Below are 16,283 nucleotides of genomic sequence, written 5' to 3' on the forward strand. Positions count from 1 at the left end.
CTACGCCGGCGCCCCGCCCTCGTCGTTGTGCCTGGGCGCATCGCTCCACGGCGCAGGGCGGCCGACACGAGGGAGCTCGAGGGTGAACGACGATCCGACCCCCGGCTGGCTCTGGACCCGGAGCGAGCCTCCGTGCGCTTCCGCGATCCGGCGGCTGAGGTACAGACCGAGCCCCAGCCCGCCGTAATTCTCGGAGGCCGCGCGCTCGAAGCACTCGAAGATGCGCTCCTGCCGCGCCGGGTCGATGCCGATCCCGTGATCCTCGACCACGATCCGCGCGAGCCCGCCCTCCTCGCCCCAGACAACCTCGATGGGCTTGCCGGCCCCGAACTTGATCGCATTCGAGAGGAGGTTCGTCAGGATCTGCTCGATGCGGTCCGGATCCCAATGGCCGACGACCTGGGGGCCGTCCTGGATGTGGACCGAGCACCGCGCTTGCGAGAGCTCCGGCTTGAGCTGGTCGAGCGCATGGCGGAAGAGGGTCGCGAGGTCGACATTCTCGGGCTCGAGCGGGAGCCGGCCCCCGTGGAGCTGCGAGACGTCCACGAGGGCCTTGTTCAGCCGGGCCAGGCGTGTCCCCTGACGCAGGGCCCGCTCGACCAGCTTGGCCATCGCCTGCATATCGCCCGACCGGCTTCCCCGGATGGACCGGTCCAGCGATTGCAGCGTGAGCCGGAGCGACGTTACCGGCGTATTCAGCTCGTGCGAGGCCACGGTGAGGAACTCGTCCCGCACGCGGACGGCGTCCCGGGCCTTGCAATAGAGCCGCGCGTTGTCGATCGCCATCGCGGCCCGGCGCGCGACCTCCTCGACCAGCGCGAGATCGGCGCGCACGTAGCGGCGTCCCGGCGCGCCCGAGACGACGCTCAGCGCCCCGAGCGTTTGTCCGTGCGCCACGAGTGGCACAATCATGGAGCTCCGTGCCCCGAGCGCGAGGCTGACCTTCAGATGCTCTTCGTTGACGACCAAGCCTCGTATGACGTCGTCGGAGAGCTCGGGCACGAGGAGCGGCGCCCCCGTCCGCAGGACCCTGGACGCCCCGTGGGGTGAATCCCAGCGAGGGGGATACCGCCGCTGGAGCTCCTCGAGCAGCGACGCCTTCGTGGGGTCCTTGTGGGCGCCGGCGATGCGTCGGATCTCTCCGCCTTCCACGATGTCGATCACGCACCAGTCGGAAATCGATTGCACGCACAGCCCCGCGAGGCGCGTGAGCGTCTCCTGGTAATCGAGCGACTCCGACAGGACCGCGCCGGCCTCGGCGAGGAACATGGCGCGGCGCTCCGCCGCCTCGGCTGCCGCCCGCGCCGCCTGCTCCTTCCGGAGGAGCTGCACCTTCTCCAGGGAAATCGCGGCCTGCGTGGCGAGGAGCGAGAGGGCGACGAGCCTGTCGGGCGTGAACGCGCCGGCGAGGAGGTTATTCTCCAGATAGAGCAGCCCCACCACCTCGGTCTGCTGGAGGATGGGCAAGCACAGGAGTGACCTCGGCTTCACGCGGGCGACGTAGGGATCCGATGCATATTTCGCCGCCTCGGCCGCGTCCTCGAGGAGCACGCGCTCCTTCGTCCGCAGGGCGTAGGTGACGATCGAGACGGGCACCAGCGACGACGAGATCTGCTGCGATTCCAGGAGCTTCGTCGCCGCGCCTCTTTCCTCGAGGGACGCCTCCGCCTCGATCGAAGAACAACCATTCCGGCAAAGAATCAGGCAGCCTCGTTGCGCTCCGCCCTGCTCGAGCACGACCGTGAGCAGCGTGCGCACCAGCTTGTCGAAGAGGATCTCGCCCGAGATGGTCTGCGAGGCCTTGGTCACCGATAGCAGGTCGAACTGCTCGGACCGGACTGCGAAGGTGGCGGTGGGCGCGGGCAACCTCGGTTCGAGGAGGCGGGAATGCTGCTGGTCAATCTGTCTCACCTTGCCATCAGCGCCCCAGCGGGCGTAGCAGGCGCGCGCCTCGCGGAGGTACGTATCGGCGAACAGGACGAACCCACGCGCCCGGTAGAACCGAGATGCGAGCTCGTAGGCGAGCGCTTCGATGTGAACGAAGCCGTTCTCGCGCGCCGAGCGAGTGGCCTCTTCATAGAGGCGCTCGGCGTCGAGGTCTCGGCCCTCGATGCGAGCCACCTCGGCCGACACGAGAGCGTAGCGGTTCAGATAGTTCTCGGGGCAGTTGTCCGCCCATAGCTTGAGCTTCTGCAGCCCCCGTTCGAGGGTGCACGCGAACTCCCGCTGCTGCGGGGCAGGCGCCTGCGGGTAGAGCGCGGTCAAAGTGAGCGCATGGTAGAAGTGATGCGTGGCCTCGATGGGCTGCGCCATGACCGCCCCCAACATTGTCGCCGCTCGGGCCGCAGAATCGAGGGCCTCGCGATACCGTCCGTCGGTAAAAGCGGCGACGTGCTTCATGACATGGTAGAAGGCAATCCCGCAGCCGAACGTCGCCCCCGTGATCAAGGCCAGACTTTCAGCTTCGTCGCAAGCTCGATCGTCGAGGTTTGCCGGCTCCAGCGTCGGTCCTTGCAGGCTCGCAACGAACTGCTGTTCGAGCTGGATCGTATGAAATACCGCATCGTTATGGCTCTCTCTGGCGAATGCGAGGTATTTCTGCGCCACTCTGAGGACCTCGTCGAGCGGGCTGCCGGTCTCCAGAACCAGCCATACCGTCAGAACGGTCGCGAGGCCGGCAAAAACCAGATCACCGACCTCCAAGCAGGCCAGGAAAGCCTGCTCCATGATCGGAACGCTGGTCGCGATGGGCCTCCGCCAGGAGTGGATGTGGCCGCCATGCATGAAGAGCAGCCTGCCCTTGAGCTTGGCGTCGTTGAACTTCTCGTTCAGCCGCAGCGACATCTCGGAGAACTCGTAGGCGGACGGAATGTCGCCGAAGACCGACGCCAACATGATGCCGTAGGCGCAGTAGGCGAAGCAGGTTTCCTCGGCGTTCCCATACCGCAGGGAGAAGCTCAGCGCTTGGACGACGTGCAGAGCGAACATCTCCGGTCGCGCATTGTACGCGCAGGGGATCGAGTCGACGAGCAGGCCGATGAGCACCCTCCCATCGGGGTCGCTCACCACCGGCGCGTCGAGGAGGTCGGCGATCCGATGACCGCGCAGGCTGGCCGAAATGCCCCGGTTCTCGGCTTCGACTGCGGCCTGGATCTCCTCGTTCGACGCGGGCAATGTCACGCAGAAGAGCCGCAGGGCTTCCAGTGCGACCGTCACCCCGTCGGCATATCGCCCCGAGACCTGGTACAACCTGATGCGCAGCCGGTAGACCCTGGCTCGGTCGAGATTGGAGCGCGCGTTCTGGAATATCAGGTCGAATAGCTCATCGGCCCGCTGGAAGTTGCCGACGAGGTACTCGCATTCGGACCGCTCCATGTAGAGGGCGAATGTTTCTTCGTACTGCGTGCGCCAGGCGTCCGCCGCCAAGAGCGGCGTCGCTTGGGCCAGATAGCTTTGCGCCGACGCGTACGCAATCGAGGCCTTCGCCCTTCTTCCAGCCTGAAAGTCGAGCCGGCAGAGCGTCTCCTTTTCGCGTGGATCGGTTATGAGCGCGACGCCATGGTTGAGCTGGTTCGCGATGTCGAAGACGCGCTCCGCGATCACCTCTTCTGGCAACTTCGCCAAAAGGAGCCGGCCGATCCGCAGGTGCACCTCGGGCCGCTGCTCCTCGGGGATGAGCGAATAGGCCGCCTCCTGGACGCGATCGTGAAGAAAACTGTACGCCCCATCCATCCAGAGGACGAGCCCCCCACGGACGGCCTCCCAGAGATCCTCGTGTGATGCCTGCTCCGAGCGGCCGCTCACCGCCGAGAGGACGGCGACGTCGGTCGTGCTCCCGAGACACGCGAGCTGTTTCAGCGCTTCCTGGGTGCGCGCAGGGAGCCGCGCGAGCTTGCCAACCATCAGCTCGACCACGTTGTCGGTGAAGCCCTTGGCTCGAATCTTCGCGACGTCCCATTGCCACGCGCTCGCGCGTTCGTCGAACTCGATCAGGCGCTCGTCATGCAGCGCGGTGAGGAACTGGATCGTGAAAAAGGGGTTGCCCGCCGTCTTCTCGTGGACGAGGTCCAAAAGCGGCGCGGCTTCCTCGGGGCGGCAGTGGAGCATGTCGCTGACGAGCGCGGCGAGGTGCACCCTGGACAGCGGGCCGAGCACGATGTCCGAGACACGCGCGCCCGCATTCCGCACGTTGCGAAGCGTCAGCACGAGCGGGTGCAAGGGGGTCACCTCGTTGTCACGGTATGCGCCGATCACGAGGAGATGGCCCGTTTCGGCGTGGGCCACCAGATCCTCGAGGAGCGCGAGGCTCGCCGGATCGGCCCACTGGAGATCGTCGAGGAAGAGTGCAAGGGGGTGCTCTTTGCGGGCAAACACTCCGATGAAATGCCGGAACACGATACGGAACCGGTTCTGCGCCTCGAGCGGCGGAAGCTCGGCGACCGGCGGTTGCCTGCCGATGACGAGCTCGACCTGCGGGATCACGTCCACGATGAGCTGTGCGTTGATCCCGAGGGCGCCCATGAGCCGCTCACGGAAAGGAGCGATCCGTTCCTCGCTTTCGGCGAGGATCTCGAGCACGAGCTCCCGGACGACCTGTACGATCGTGGAATAGGGGATGTCGCGCTTGTACCGGTCGAACTTTCCTGAAACGAAGAAGCCCCGCTCGCGAACGATCGGCTTGCAGAGCTGCCGGACCAGCGCCGATTTTCCGATGCCGGAGTAACCCGAGACCAGGACGAGCTCGGGGGAGCCCGTGCCGACCACACGCTCGAACCCACGCAGCAGCGCGGCGATCTCCTCCCCGCGGCCATAAAGCTTATGGGGGATCTCGAAGCGGCCGGAGACGTCGTGCTCGGCCAGGACAAACGGTTCGAGCCTGCCTTTGGCACGCCATTCGGAAAGGCACCGCTCGAGGTCGTGCGCGAGGCCGCGGGCGGTCTGGTAACGATCGTCCGCCATCTTGGCCAGGAGCTTCATGACGAGCGCGGAGAGGGCCTCGGGCAACTCCGGGACCCACGTTCCGGGAGGCTGCGGGATACGGGCGATATGGCAATGCACCCATTCGAGCGGGTCCGCGGCCTCGAAGGGCAGGCGCCCGGCGAGCATTTCGTAAAATGTCACGCCCAGGGCATAGAGGTCGGCGCGGCTGTCGATCGCCCGGTTCATCCGCCCCGTTTGCTCCGGCGCGAGGTACGGCAGGGAGCCCTCGATGAGGCTCGGGCTCCGGGCTGCCTGGCGCTCGCGGGATGAGCATACCGCGAGCCCGAAACCGGCGAGCTTGAGCTGGCCGGTGGACGTGTTGACGAGGATGTTCTGGGGTTTCAGATCTTTATGGATGACGCCACGCCGATGGAGCGCCCCGACGGCCGCCGCGATATGGACCGCGAGGTCGAGGAACCGCTCGATGGGCAAGGGCGCGCCGAGGAAGTGGTCGAGCGACTGACCGCCGAAATCCTCCAGCACGAGCGCCGGCATTCCCTCGTGCGTCTCGAGCGCGAGCGGCCTGACGAGGGTCGGCAAGTCGAGCTGCCTTCCAATCTCGTATTCCCGCTTCAAGCGCTCGAGATCGCGCGGGCGGCTGCGCCTCGGGTCGAGCACCTTCAGGATCACGGGAAGGTGATCGGCCGTCCGGACCCCGCGGAGCACGAGGGTGCCCCTGCCCTCGTGAAGTGTCTGGGTGATCTCGAACGGGGACGCGTCCTTCATGGGAAAGCTCGCCGCCCAGAGCGGGCGCCAGGCAAGGGGCGCGCAGGGAATGGGCCCACCCATGACTTGCGATCGGCAGCCCCCTGAATCCCCATAGCATGGAACCAGCGCTCCTGGCACGCCCTCGTGGCGAAGGACACCTCCACACGCGGCCGGTCGTGTCACACCCAACGCCAGGCGGGCCAGGGCGTATGAGCTCGATCACCAGGCAGAACGCTCGCACCTCTCCGCGAGGCCGCGCGGTCGGCGCGCCCTTGAACACGCTTGCTGTGGCGCGGTAAGAAGCGCCGTCACCAGGGCGTCGGCTTGTAATCCTTGAAGAATTGCCCGAATGCGTGGGTTCCCGTGGCGACCCCCTCGAAAATCGGGTCCACGATCCGGGCCGCCCCGTCGACGATGTCGAGCGGCGGGTGGAAGCCGTGGATCGATTGCTTGCGCGCCGCGATCTCCGCGGGATCCTCGTCCGTCACCCACCCCGTATCCACGCTGTTGATGTGGATGCCGTCGTTCACGTAATCCTGCGCCGAGGTGCGCGTCAGCATGTTCAGCGCCGCCTTGGCCATGTTCGTGTGCGGGTGTTTGTCGGTCTTGTGCTCGCGGTAGAATTGCCCCTCCATCGCCGAGACGTTGACGATGTGTTTGTCGCGCGAGGGGTGCCGCGTCATGAGGCCCTTCAGCTTGCTGCTCAGCACGAACGGGGCAATGGCATTGACGAGGTGCACTTCGAGGAGCTCGATCGTGGGCACCTCCGCGAGCGCGAGGCGCCAGCTATTCTTGTCGCGCAGATCGATCTGCTGGAGATCCGCGTCGAGCGCCCCGCGGGGGAAGAGATCGACCCGGCCGCGCAGCGCGTGATCCTCGGCCGTCAGCGGGATCTGCGAGAGCGCGGCGGAGCCCTCGAACAAGGCGAGCGAGCCCGCGCGCGGGGCGAGCGCGACCTCGTTGGCCTGGGCGAGCGCTCGTTGCGCGGCGCGCTCGGCCTCGTGGCTCGCGACGAGGCGGGCCGCCTCGGGCGGCAATCGATCGGGGGATTGCAGCTCGGTGTCGAGCAGGTGCTCGTAAAAGCCCGGCGGCCTGCGCACGGTCTGGCAGGCATTGTGGATGATGAAATCGAGCCGCGGCAGGTGGCCTTCGAGGAACCGCGCGAACCGCTCGACGCTCGGGGTGAGGCGCAGGTCGAGGCCGTGAATTTCGAGCCTTTCGGCCCAGGCCTCGTAATCGCTCTCGCGGGCGTACCGGAGCGCGGCGTCGTGGGGGAACCGCGTGGTCACGACGACCCGCGCGCCGGCGCGGAGGAGGAGGATCGCGGCCTGGTAGCCGATCTTCACGCGCGCGCCGGTCACGAGCGCGACGCGGCCCCGGAGGTCGGCCGCCTGCGTGCGTTTCTGATAATTGAGCTCGGCGCAGGGCGGGCAGAGCTGATCGTAGAAGAAATGGATCTTCCGGAACTCGGCTTTGCAGACGTAACACTTGCGCGCGTCGCTGAGCTCGGCGGGCGGCGGCGTCTCGGCGGGGCCCGGCAAGGCGCCGAAGCTCGGCGGCGGGGTCTGGAAGACGGTCGCGCGGCGGCCCGCGCGAATGCCGGTCGCGTCGAGCAGCGCCGCATCCTCGGCCTTCACGGCGAGGCGATCCTTGCGGCGGAGCGCCTTCGCGAGCCGGCGTTGCTCGGCGCGATCGGGCCGTGAGACCCGCCCGGCCGCTTCGAGCAGCCGCACGCGCGCCTCGCGAGGCACGTCCGCGAGCACGGCCCGGTCGCGCACCACGGCTTCGAGCACGTCGAGGGCGACGCGGAGGTCGTCGTCGGAAAAAGGAGCCTGCTCGGGGGCTTTCGGCTCGTGGTCTTCCTGTTCGTCCTGTTCGTCCGCGATATCGTCGATCATCAATGGAATGCGAGGCCGAAGAGCTGGCCGTCGAGAGGGATGGGCGCCTTGATGGCGCAGATGAGCCCGAGATCCAGGCCGTACGGCGTCCCCTCGGAGAAGGCGCTGACGGGGACGCCGATCCGGAAGGCCGCGGAGAAGAAGCCAATGGAGACGAAAGGCGAGGCGTGGAGGCCGATCGTGGTGGCGCGGTTGCCGTAGCCTTCTTCGAGGTACGCGCCGAGCTCGGCGCCGAACATCATGAAGTTGATCTGCGGGCCGAACGCCCAGCGGCCGTGCGTGAACCCGACGGACTGCGCCTGCGCGAAGGCGCCGAGGCCAAACGCGAACGCCTCGACGGGGTAACGCACGTACGAGAGCTCGAAGCCGAGGGCACCCGAGATGGTGCCGTCGGTGTGGCCCGTGATGCCGAAGAGCGGCCCGAGGCCGACGAAGTTCTTGGCCTGGCGCAGGTTCCCCCGGCTCGGGGTGGGCTCAGGCGCGGGCGCAGCCGTGGAGGGCTCTTCGGCCAAGGCCGCCACGCTCGAGGTGACGCCGAGGGCGACCGCGGCAAACGAGCAAACGAGCCGGACGAGGCAAGGTGGCCCGAGCCGCCTGCCCGAGGATGGACGAGGAGCGTCCCCAGCGCTGTGGCGCATCGCGGCGGAGCATACATGGATCACGGGCGCTGACCAGCCGCTTCGGAGGTCTGCGCTTCGGCTCGCCCGGCGGGCGCGTCCGGAACGGCCACGGGGGGCTTGACCCGCGCGCAAGCGCCCCCACGACGTGCGCGAGGGGTGGCCGAACAAGGAGACGAGGCGTGCGTTCCAGGGATTTTCATGTGCTCGTGGAGGCGCGGATCCGGGAGGCGGAGGCGCGGGGCGCGTTCGAGGACCTGCCGGGCAAGGGCAAGCCGATGCCCGCGGACGACCTCGCCGGCCTGCCCGAGGAGGACCGCATGGCCGCGCGGATCCAGCGCATCGCGGGGAGCGCGCCGGAGGAGGTAGAGCTCTTGCGGGACATCGCGGCGCTGCGCGAGCGGCTCGCGGGCTGCAAACACGAGAAAGAACGAGCGAAGCTGACGGAGGCGCTCGGCGCGAAGACGACGCGGCTCGCGATCTTGTTCGAGGCGTCGGGGCGGAACGTGCTCGTGCACAGCAAGCTGACGGAGCCGCGGTGAGGAGCGGCGCGGCCTTCGTTTTCCCGTTCGGGTAGGACAATTCCGGCGACCTCGGCTAGCCTGCGCCCCATGGTCCGACGCTCGATGAAGGCCTGGCTCGCGCGGCTCGCGGCGGGCACGCCCACGGTCCCGCTCCGGGACGAGGAGACGGGGTGTACCCTCTGGATCAAGCTCGAGTACATGCTCCCGAGCGGCTCCACGAAGGACCGCATCGCGAGCTTCATCCTCGGCTGCGCGGTCGAGCGCGGGGCGCTGCGGGACGACAGCATCGTCGTCGAGGCGTCGAGCGGCTCGACGTCGATCTCCTTCGCCATGGCCTGCGCCATGATCGGCGTGCGATTCCGCGCGGTCATGCCCGAGGGCGTGAGCGGCGAGCGTTTGCTCATCATCCGTCGTTATGGCGGCGAGGTCGTCCTCACGCCGCAGAAGCTCGGCGTGCTCGGCGCGATCGAAGAGACACGCCGCATGGCCGAAGAGGACACGCGTGTCTTCTGGCCGCGGCAATTCGAGAATCCCCAGAATGCCCTCGCCCACCAGCGCACCACGGGCCCCGAGCTCATCGCCCAGGTCGGCACCACGATCCACGGGTTTGTCGCCGGCGTCGGGACCGGCGGGACGCTCATGGGCATCGCGCGGGCGCTCCTCGAGTCGGGGCAAAAGGCGGTCATCGGCAGGCCTCGGCCCGAGCGGGGCGTGTGTTTCGAAGGGCAGCCGGAGATCTGCGGCGGGATCCCGGGCGTCGTGGACGGGCTCTCGCAGATCCTCGACGAGGAGGCCGTGGGTGGCGTGGTCTCGCTCCCGGTCCCTGACGCGGAGGCCATTCGCGCGGCGCGGGATCTCGTGGCGCAAGGGTTCCCGGTGGGCCCGTCGAGCGGGCTCAACCTGGCCGGGGCGCGCAGGCTCGCGCGCAAACTCGGGCCGGGGCACGACATCGCGACCGTGCTCTGCGACCGAATGGAGCGTTATTTCTCGACCGATATGTTCCGGGACCTGTCGGGGGCCGAGGCCGCCGGGGGTTTGGGGGCGTAGCTCGGCTCGTCCGAGCGCAGCCCCCAAGCGTTGAAAGCGTGCGATGAAAACGAACGCGGTGAGGTTGCTCGATACGCTCGGCATTGCCTACGAGCTCCGCGCGTACGAGGTCGATCCCGAGGATCTCCGTGCCGGGACCGTGGCCGAGAAGATCGGCTTGCCCGTGGAGCAGGTCTGGAAGACCCTGGTTTGTCGAGGGGATCGGACGGGCGTGCTCATGGCCGTGCTCGCCGGGAACGAGGAGCTCGATCTGAAAGCGCTCGCGCGGGCCACGGGCGATCGCAAGGTGGATACGGTGTCGCTGAAGGAGGTCCAGCCGCTCACGGGTTACGTGCGCGGCGGCGTGACGGCAATCGGCGGCAAAAAGGACTATTTTGTCGTCGTCGACGAGACGATCGAGCTGCACGACGTGGTGTCCGTCTCAGCAGGCATGCGGGGGCTGCAAATCCTCCTCGCGCCGACCGATTACGTGCGGGTGGTGAAAGGCACGCTCGCGCCGATCGCCCGGAGCGTGTAGGACAACGACCCCCGCCTCCAGGACACCTACCGGGTCAAATGGCGCAGCAGGCGCGCGAGGGCGAGCAGCGCCCCGGCGCCGATGAGGATCGCGGCGACGTAGGACAACCGGAGCGGCCCGAGCCCCACGCGCTCGCCTCCGAGCCAGAGCCATCCCGCGATCTGGTCGAGCACGCGGATGATGACCCCCGCGCCGGCCAGCGCGACCGGGCCGCCCAGCATGCTGCGGACGTCGGGCGCAGGCTCGTTCGACACGCTCGGGAGAGGCTCGCGCGGGAGCGGCTCGCGCGGGAGCGGCTCGCGCGGGACCGCCGACACGCGCGGCTTCGGCACCGAGGAGACGCGCGAGCTCGGCGGCGACGCCGGCGGATCGAGGCGCACGGCCGGCATCGACGTGCTCGATCGGCGCTGCGGCGCGCTCGGGCCGCTCGCGCCCCAGTCGACGTCGATCGCCGCCGCGTCCCGGGCGCGGACCGACGGCGCGGGCGGCTCGGGGAAGCGCGAGATGCGGCCCCCGCCCTCGGCCGGGCTGTCGGCGAGCATCGTGGAGGCGACGTCGAGGCTCGCGGGCGGCACGGAGACGGCGCGCATCGAGCCCGACGAGCGGCGCGAATCGCCTTGAGGCGCCTCGATCGCCGGCGCCCGCGTGATCCCGGACCGATGCCCCGTGGGCACGGAGAGGCGCGGCCCTGTGCCGAGGGCTTGCTCTACCTCGTCCCAAAACGCGCCGGCGCTCCCGGGGCGCTCGCGCGGATCGACCGCGAGCGCGCGGCGGAAGACGGCTTCGAGCGCGTCGGGCACGGCGATGCCCTCGTTCCGCGGCGTGGGCCTTCGTTTCTCGTCGAGCACGGTCCCCATGATCGCCACCGCGTCGCCGTCGATCACCACGCGGCCGGCGATGGTCTCCAGGAACGCGAGCGCGAGGCCCCAGACGTCGGTCCACGGGCCGGTCGTGCCGAACCGCTTCGGCGCCCACTGCTCCGGCGCGCCGTAGCGCGGCGTGAAGGCGAGCGGCGTGGCCGTGTCCGCTTGCGTCATCTCGCCGGCCATCACGGAGGCCGCGTCGCGGGCGCGGGCGATGCCGAAATCGAGGATCTTCACGTACTCGGTGCCGTGGACCTCGGCGAGGAAGATGTTCGCGGGCTTGATGTCGCGGTGGACGACGCAGATCGCGCCCTGGGGCCCGGGGAAGTTGTGGGCGATCTCGAGGGCGCGGGCGACGGGCGTGAGCAGGCGCGCGGCTTCGAGGTAGCCGAGCGGCGGCAGGCCGTCCGTGGCGCGCTGGTCGATGAGCGACCAGAGCGTGCGCCCCTCCAGCCACTCGAGCGCGATGAACGGGACGATGAGGCCGCTGTCGAGCGTGATGACGTCGTAATGCAGCGGCCGCACGACCTCCGAGATCGTGGCCGAGAGCCGGAAGAGCATCTCGGCCTCCTCGCGGAATCGTTCGAGGAAGCCGGCGCGCAGGTCCTCCGGGATCGTGGGGATCTTGAGGCACTTCAGCGCGACGGGCGCGCGGAACGCTCCGTGGAGCGCGCGGTAGACGACGCCGAACCCCCCTTCGGCCACCGCCTCTTCGATGGAGAAAGGGCCCTGCGTCGTGCCGGCGATCCCGAAGACGTCCTGGGCCATCGCGCCGAGCATACGACGTCCGAGGCAGCGCGGTGAAGTGGGAGGAGCACGCCGAAATTCTGGCGGTGAATCGGCGGTGGATCGTGCAGCGGATCGTGGCTGACGTACAGCCGACCTCCTCTGCTAGCTTCGCCGCATGAGTGAGTTCGTCTCCCTGGAGATTTCCGAAGCGATCGCGACCGTCACCCTCCTCCGGCCCACGATGCCGCCCGCGCTTTTCGTCGAGCTCGAAGCGCTGTTCGGGCGCCTCGCGGCCGAGAAGGGGCTGCGCGCCGTCGTCGTGCAGTCGACGGCGAAGGCGTTCTCGTTCGGGCTCGATCTGCGCGCGGCGATGGCGGATCTCGGCCCGCACCTCGGGGGCGGGGGCGCGGCGGATCGGATGGAGCTGCTCGGGCTCATCCAGCGCTACCAGCGCGGCTTCGACGCCGTCGCGGCTTGCCCCGTGCCGGTCATCGCGGCCATCCAGGGGCCTTGCATCGGCGGAGGGCTCGATCTCGCGGCGGCGTGTGACATCCGCCTCTCGACGCGCGACGCGTACTTCTCCGTGCGCGAGACGAAGATCGCGATCGTGGCGGATCTCGGGAGCCTGCAGCGGCTGCCGCGGCTGCTCGGCCAGGGGCTCGTGCGGGAGCTCGCGTTCACGGGCAAGGATCTCTCGGCCGAGCGCGCGCTCTCGATCGGCCTCGTGAACGAGCTCTTCGACGACGCGGCGGCGCTGCAGGCGGGGGCGCGCAAGCTCGCGCTGGAGATCGCGGCCAATCCGCCGCTCACGGTGCGCGGCGTCAAAGCGGTGCTCGATCATGGCGAGGGCAAGTCGGTCGCCGACGGGCTCGCCTACGTCGCGGCCTGGAACGCGGCGTTCCTCGCGTCCGAGGACCTCGGCGAGGCGATGGCGTCGTTCATGGAGAAGCGCCCGCCGCGCTTCGCGGGGAAGTAACGAGGGCACGAAAACCGCTCGATTCTTCATTGCGAGCGGACGAGCAGGGCAGGCACCATGGCCTATGGAGGGGGCCATGCGCATCGCACCGGCTCGAGGTGCCGCGTCATGCGTCCCGGAGGGTGGAGGCTTGATGCGCATGGATTTCCCCCGTGCAGAGACGCTCCTTCACGGCTGCCCGACACCTCTCGCGCTCGTGTCGATCTCCGGCGAGATGCTCGCGACGAACGCCGCGTGGGACGCGCGCGTGGGCAGCGGCGCGCTCGACGCGCGTATCCACGAACAGGATCACGCCGCGCTCGCGGAGGCGCGCCGCGCGGCCTTCGGCGTGGAGGCGACGACCTCGCTCGACGTGCGCCTCGCGCGGCAAGGAGAAGGCGAGCGCGCGAGGCTCACGTTCTGGCGGGCGGACGAGCGATCGTTGTGGGCCTCGGCGGAGGTGACGCGCGACGAGGCGGAGGAGCGCAAGGCGCGGATCCTGCTCGACTGCTTCCGCAAGATGGATGCGATCGTCTGGTCGTGCGACGCGGAGGGCAAGGTCCTCGTGTCGGACGGCAAGGGGCTCGCGCTGCTCGGCCTCGCCCCCGGGGCGGCCGTGGGGAAGAGCGTGTTCGAGCTCTACCCGACGGACTCGAAGGTGCATGCGATCGTCAAACGCGCGCTCGCCGGCGAGACGTTCATCCAAGAGGACGTCACCGAGAAGGCGCACTGGCGGAACGTCTACACGCCGCTCGTCGACGCGAGCGGCGCCGTGAAGGGGCTCCAGTCGCTCGCGGTGCACGACGGCGAGGACCTTCAGCTCTCCAAGAAATCCAAGGCCATCACGGAGTGCGTCGATCGCCTGCCGATCTGCATCTGGGCGTTCGACAAGAAGGGAACGTGCACCCTCTTCGAAGGGGCGCTCGGGCGGCAGATGGGCCGCACGGCGGCGGACCTCGTCGGCAAGAACCTGTTCGAGATCTACCGCGAGAGGCCGGACCTCGTCGGCGACATGCGGCGCGCGCTCTCGGGCGAGGCGTACGTCGTCGAGCGCCCCCTGCGCGACACCCAGCTCCGCATGCGGTACGCGCCGCTGCGGGATCCGTTCGGCGAGGTGATCGGCGCATGCGCGTCGACCGAGGACGCGACGGAAGAGCTCCGGTTCGAGGCGCAGCTCCGGGCGCAACTCGAGCTCATCGCGTCGCAGAAACAAGCGATCGCCGAGCTAGGCACGCCGATCCTCGAGGTCTGGCAGGACGTGCTCGCGGTGCCCGTCGTGGGCACGCTCGACGCGGCGCGGGCCGAACAGATGCTCGGGGCGCTGCTCGAAGCCGTGGTCGACAAGCAGGCGAGCTTCGCGCTGCTCGATCTCACGGGCGTGGAGACGGTGGACGCGGCGACGGCGCAGCACCTCGTGCGCGTAGCCTCTGCCGTGCGCCTCCTCGGCTGTGAGGGGATCATCACCGGGATCCGTCCCTCGGTCGCCAAGACGCTCGTCGGGATCGACGTGGACCTCGCGCAGATCCGCACGCTCCAGAGCTTCAAAGACGCGCTGCGCTTCTGCGCGGGGCTCCGCGCGCGCGGCAAGCGCTGACGCCCCTCGCGCGGACGGCACATCCATGCGAGGATGCGCCCCCCCGCGCCGCGGTGAGCCCTCGGGTCCGCGGCGACAAGGACCAGTCATGACGATGCGACCCGCCGATCTCCACGCGATTCCCCTCTTCGAGGGCATCACCGAGGCCCACCTCGCCGAGCTCATCGAGGGTCTCGAGCGCGTCACGCTCGCGCCCGGCGACGTGCTCTTCGAGGCCGGCACCGAGCCGAAGCACCTGTGGCTCCTGGCCGCGGGCGAGATCGCCCTGGAGCAGGCCGGCGAGGTCCGCTTCCGGCTCGCGCCCATCGCGCCCATCGGCGAGCTCGGGGCGCTGACCGGGCTCTACCGCAACACCCGCGCGGTCGCGACCGAGGCGTCCGAGCTCTACCGCATCGGCGTCGTCGCGCTCCTGCGCTTCTTCGAGAACCACGGCGACGTCGCGTTCCCCTTTTATCACAACCTGCTCAAGATCGTGGCGCAGAAGGTCCACCGCGATGCGATGCGGCAGGGCGAGATGCGTGCGAACATCATCCGCACGCAGAAGGCCATGAAGGAGCTGCGCGACCGCGTGCTCGAAGCCGAAGAGACGCCGATCAGCCGCGCGGTCTGCGAGACGCTCGACACGCTCATCGAGCACAACCGCCGCGTCCACTACATGGTCACGCCGGCCTACGCGCTCTCGACCTCGGTCCGCCTCGACGCGGGCGTGCTCATCCCCGTGAGCGCGATGTCGGACCGGTATCTCGAGCTCGTCTCGTTGCCCGACGCGAAGGTGGGCGACGAGGTGAGCTTCGTTTTGGTGATTCCGAACGGCGAGATCCCGGTGAGCGGCAAGGTGCGGCAGGCGGGCGAGGGCGCGGTGCTCGTCGAGCTCGATCTGCTCATCGACGAGTACGCGAAGAGGCTCAGCGAGCATTTGACGCGTGTGCAGATGCTCGATTTCGTGGTGTAATCGAAGAGGACGGTAACCCACTTCCCCGGGGGACGAGATGAACTCGACGAGGCGCAAGCTCGCCATTGCCACATGGTCCTCGCCGCGCGAGGGCAACATCTACGGCAAGCTGGTCATGGACGCGGGCGAGGCGGTCGCCTACGTCGAGCACCTGCGAAAGACCACCGGGGAGAAGGTCACGGTCGGCCACATCGTCGGCAAAGCCGCGGCGATGGCCATGAAGGCCGCGCCGGGGCTGAACGGCCGCATCGTCCTCGGCAAATACGTGCCGCACGAGACCGTGGACGTCACGTTCCTCGTGGCGCTGGAAGATGGGCGGGACCTCGCGAAGACGAAGATCCCGCGCGCCGACGAGAAATCGGTCGCGGACATCGCGAAGGCGTTGGCCGAGGGCGTGGGCAAGCTGCGCGGCGGCAAGGACGCCGATTTCGAGAAGAGCAAGGGCATCGTGCGGGCGCTGCCCTCGTGGCTGCTCAAGCCCATCCTCTGGACGACGGGGTTTTTGACGGGCTCGCTCGGGGTCGCGGCGTTCGGGCTCGAGCCCTTCCCGTTCGGCTCGTGTATCATCACGAACGTCGGCGCGTTCGGCGTGGACGAGGGATATGCCCCGCCGACGCCGTTCGCGCGGGTGCCGGTGCTCATCCTCGTCGGCGCGGTGCGCGAGCAACCTGCGGTCGTCGCGGGCAAGGTCGTCCCGCGGCCGCTCGTGACCATCACGGCGACGGTGGATCACCGCTTCATCGACGGCGCGCAGCTCGGCCAGCTCGCGAAGGTGCTGCGGAAGGGGTTCGAGGAACCCTGGACGCTCGACGGCCTCGCGAAGGCCCCGTGGGCCACGAGCGACGCGCCCGAGGCGCACGCGACGAACGGCGGGTGACGCCGGGCCGGCCGGGCTCTAG

At 68.9% G+C, this 16,283-nt stretch carries 11 protein-coding genes; 7 read left to right on the forward strand and 4 right to left on the reverse strand.

The features are described 5' to 3' along the window. From QHF89_RS28165 to QHF89_RS28175, 3 genes are all read right to left on the reverse strand, one after another. Nucleotides 1-5,706 carry an AAA family ATPase gene (locus tag QHF89_RS28165; RefSeq protein WP_284721024.1) on the reverse strand — a complete coding sequence of 1,902 codons (5,706 nt, stop codon included), beginning with the start codon at nucleotides 5,704-5,706 and terminating at the stop codon, nucleotides 1-3. 290 nt (nucleotides 5,707-5,996) lie between these two features. Further along, a complete protein-coding gene (locus QHF89_RS28170) occupies nucleotides 5,997-7,586 on the reverse strand; it encodes an SDR family oxidoreductase (RefSeq protein ID WP_136970818.1) in 1,590 nt (529 codons plus the stop codon). Continuing rightward, nucleotides 7,586-8,224, reverse strand: a complete 639-nt coding sequence (locus QHF89_RS28175; protein WP_284721025.1) for a hypothetical protein — start codon at nucleotides 8,222-8,224, stop codon at nucleotides 7,586-7,588. Before QHF89_RS28175 ends, QHF89_RS28170 begins: the two co-directional genes overlap by 1 nt. A gap of 161 nt (nucleotides 8,225-8,385) precedes the next feature. Between QHF89_RS28175 and QHF89_RS28180 the strand changes: the two genes are divergently transcribed. From QHF89_RS28180 to ybaK, 3 genes are all read left to right on the forward strand, one after another. Further along, the gene (locus QHF89_RS28180) at nucleotides 8,386-8,745 is read left to right on the forward strand and encodes a DnaJ family domain-containing protein (RefSeq protein WP_170229961.1); all 360 of its coding nucleotides are present in this window, start codon (nucleotides 8,386-8,388) and stop codon (nucleotides 8,743-8,745) included. 69 nt (nucleotides 8,746-8,814) lie between these two features. Further along, nucleotides 8,815-9,774 (forward strand): PLP-dependent cysteine synthase family protein, encoded by a 960-nt coding sequence (locus QHF89_RS28185; RefSeq protein WP_136936093.1) that lies wholly within the window; start codon nucleotides 8,815-8,817, stop codon nucleotides 9,772-9,774. Between the two features lie 43 nt (nucleotides 9,775-9,817). Next, on the forward strand, nucleotides 9,818-10,291 hold the full coding sequence (gene ybaK, locus QHF89_RS28190) for a Cys-tRNA(Pro) deacylase (protein WP_136936094.1): 474 nt from the start codon (nucleotides 9,818-9,820) through the stop codon (nucleotides 10,289-10,291). Nucleotides 10,292-10,317: 26 nt separating this feature from the next. On the opposite strand, the gene QHF89_RS28195 is transcribed toward ybaK, so the two are convergent. Continuing rightward, the gene (locus QHF89_RS28195) at nucleotides 10,318-11,922 is read right to left on the reverse strand and encodes a serine/threonine-protein kinase (RefSeq protein WP_136970820.1); all 1,605 of its coding nucleotides are present in this window, start codon (nucleotides 11,920-11,922) and stop codon (nucleotides 10,318-10,320) included. A gap of 136 nt (nucleotides 11,923-12,058) precedes the next feature. Here QHF89_RS28195 and QHF89_RS28200 point away from each other — a divergent pair, with 136 nt between their 5' ends. The 4 genes from QHF89_RS28200 (at nucleotide 12,059) to QHF89_RS28215 (ending at nucleotide 16,261) form a co-directional block, all read left to right on the forward strand. After that, entirely contained in the window at nucleotides 12,059-12,859 is an 801-nt protein-coding gene (locus tag QHF89_RS28200; protein ID WP_136936096.1) for a crotonase/enoyl-CoA hydratase family protein, read from the forward strand. A 139-nt stretch (nucleotides 12,860-12,998) separates the two neighbouring features. Then, nucleotides 12,999-14,432: a PAS domain-containing protein gene (locus QHF89_RS28205; RefSeq protein ID WP_284721026.1), complete on the forward strand. Its 1,434-nt coding sequence runs from the start codon at nucleotides 12,999-13,001 to the stop codon at nucleotides 14,430-14,432. A gap of 88 nt (nucleotides 14,433-14,520) precedes the next feature. Next, entirely contained in the window at nucleotides 14,521-15,384 is an 864-nt protein-coding gene (locus QHF89_RS28210; RefSeq protein WP_136970822.1) for a Crp/Fnr family transcriptional regulator, read from the forward strand. A 37-nt stretch (nucleotides 15,385-15,421) separates the two neighbouring features. Then, complete coding sequence (locus QHF89_RS28215; RefSeq protein WP_136970823.1) at nucleotides 15,422-16,261, forward strand: 2-oxo acid dehydrogenase subunit E2; 840 nt, start codon at nucleotides 15,422-15,424, stop codon at nucleotides 16,259-16,261. Nucleotides 16,262-16,283 lie beyond the last annotated feature (22 nt).

Source organism: Polyangium sorediatum (genome assembly GCF_029946465.1).
GTDB classification, from domain to species: Bacteria; Myxococcota_A; Polyangia; order Polyangiales; family Polyangiaceae; genus Polyangium; species Polyangium fumosum.

Bases quoted from the DNA above. Each gene is read 5' to 3' on its own strand.
- QHF89_RS28195 (WP_136970820.1), bottom strand. From the start codon at position 11,922: ATGGCCCAGGACGTCTTCGGGATCGCCGGCACGACGCAGGGCCCTTTC.
- QHF89_RS28165 (WP_284721024.1), bottom strand. From the start codon at position 5,706: ATGAAGGACGCGTCCCCGTTCGAGATCACCCAGACACTTCACGAGGGC.
- QHF89_RS28170 (WP_136970818.1), bottom strand. From the start codon at position 7,586: ATGATCGACGATATCGCGGACGAACAGGACGAACAGGAAGACCACGAG.
- QHF89_RS28175 (WP_284721025.1), bottom strand. From the start codon at position 8,224: ATGCGCCACAGCGCTGGGGACGCTCCTCGTCCATCCTCGGGCAGGCGG.
- ybaK (WP_136936094.1), top strand. From the start codon at position 9,818: ATGAAAACGAACGCGGTGAGGTTGCTCGATACGCTCGGCATTGCCTAC.
- QHF89_RS28200 (WP_136936096.1), top strand. From the start codon at position 12,059: ATGAGTGAGTTCGTCTCCCTGGAGATTTCCGAAGCGATCGCGACCGTC.
- QHF89_RS28210 (WP_136970822.1), top strand. From the start codon at position 14,521: ATGACGATGCGACCCGCCGATCTCCACGCGATTCCCCTCTTCGAGGGC.
- QHF89_RS28205 (WP_284721026.1), top strand. From the start codon at position 12,999: ATGGATTTCCCCCGTGCAGAGACGCTCCTTCACGGCTGCCCGACACCT.
- QHF89_RS28185 (WP_136936093.1), top strand. From the start codon at position 8,815: ATGGTCCGACGCTCGATGAAGGCCTGGCTCGCGCGGCTCGCGGCGGGC.
- QHF89_RS28215 (WP_136970823.1), top strand. From the start codon at position 15,422: ATGAACTCGACGAGGCGCAAGCTCGCCATTGCCACATGGTCCTCGCCG.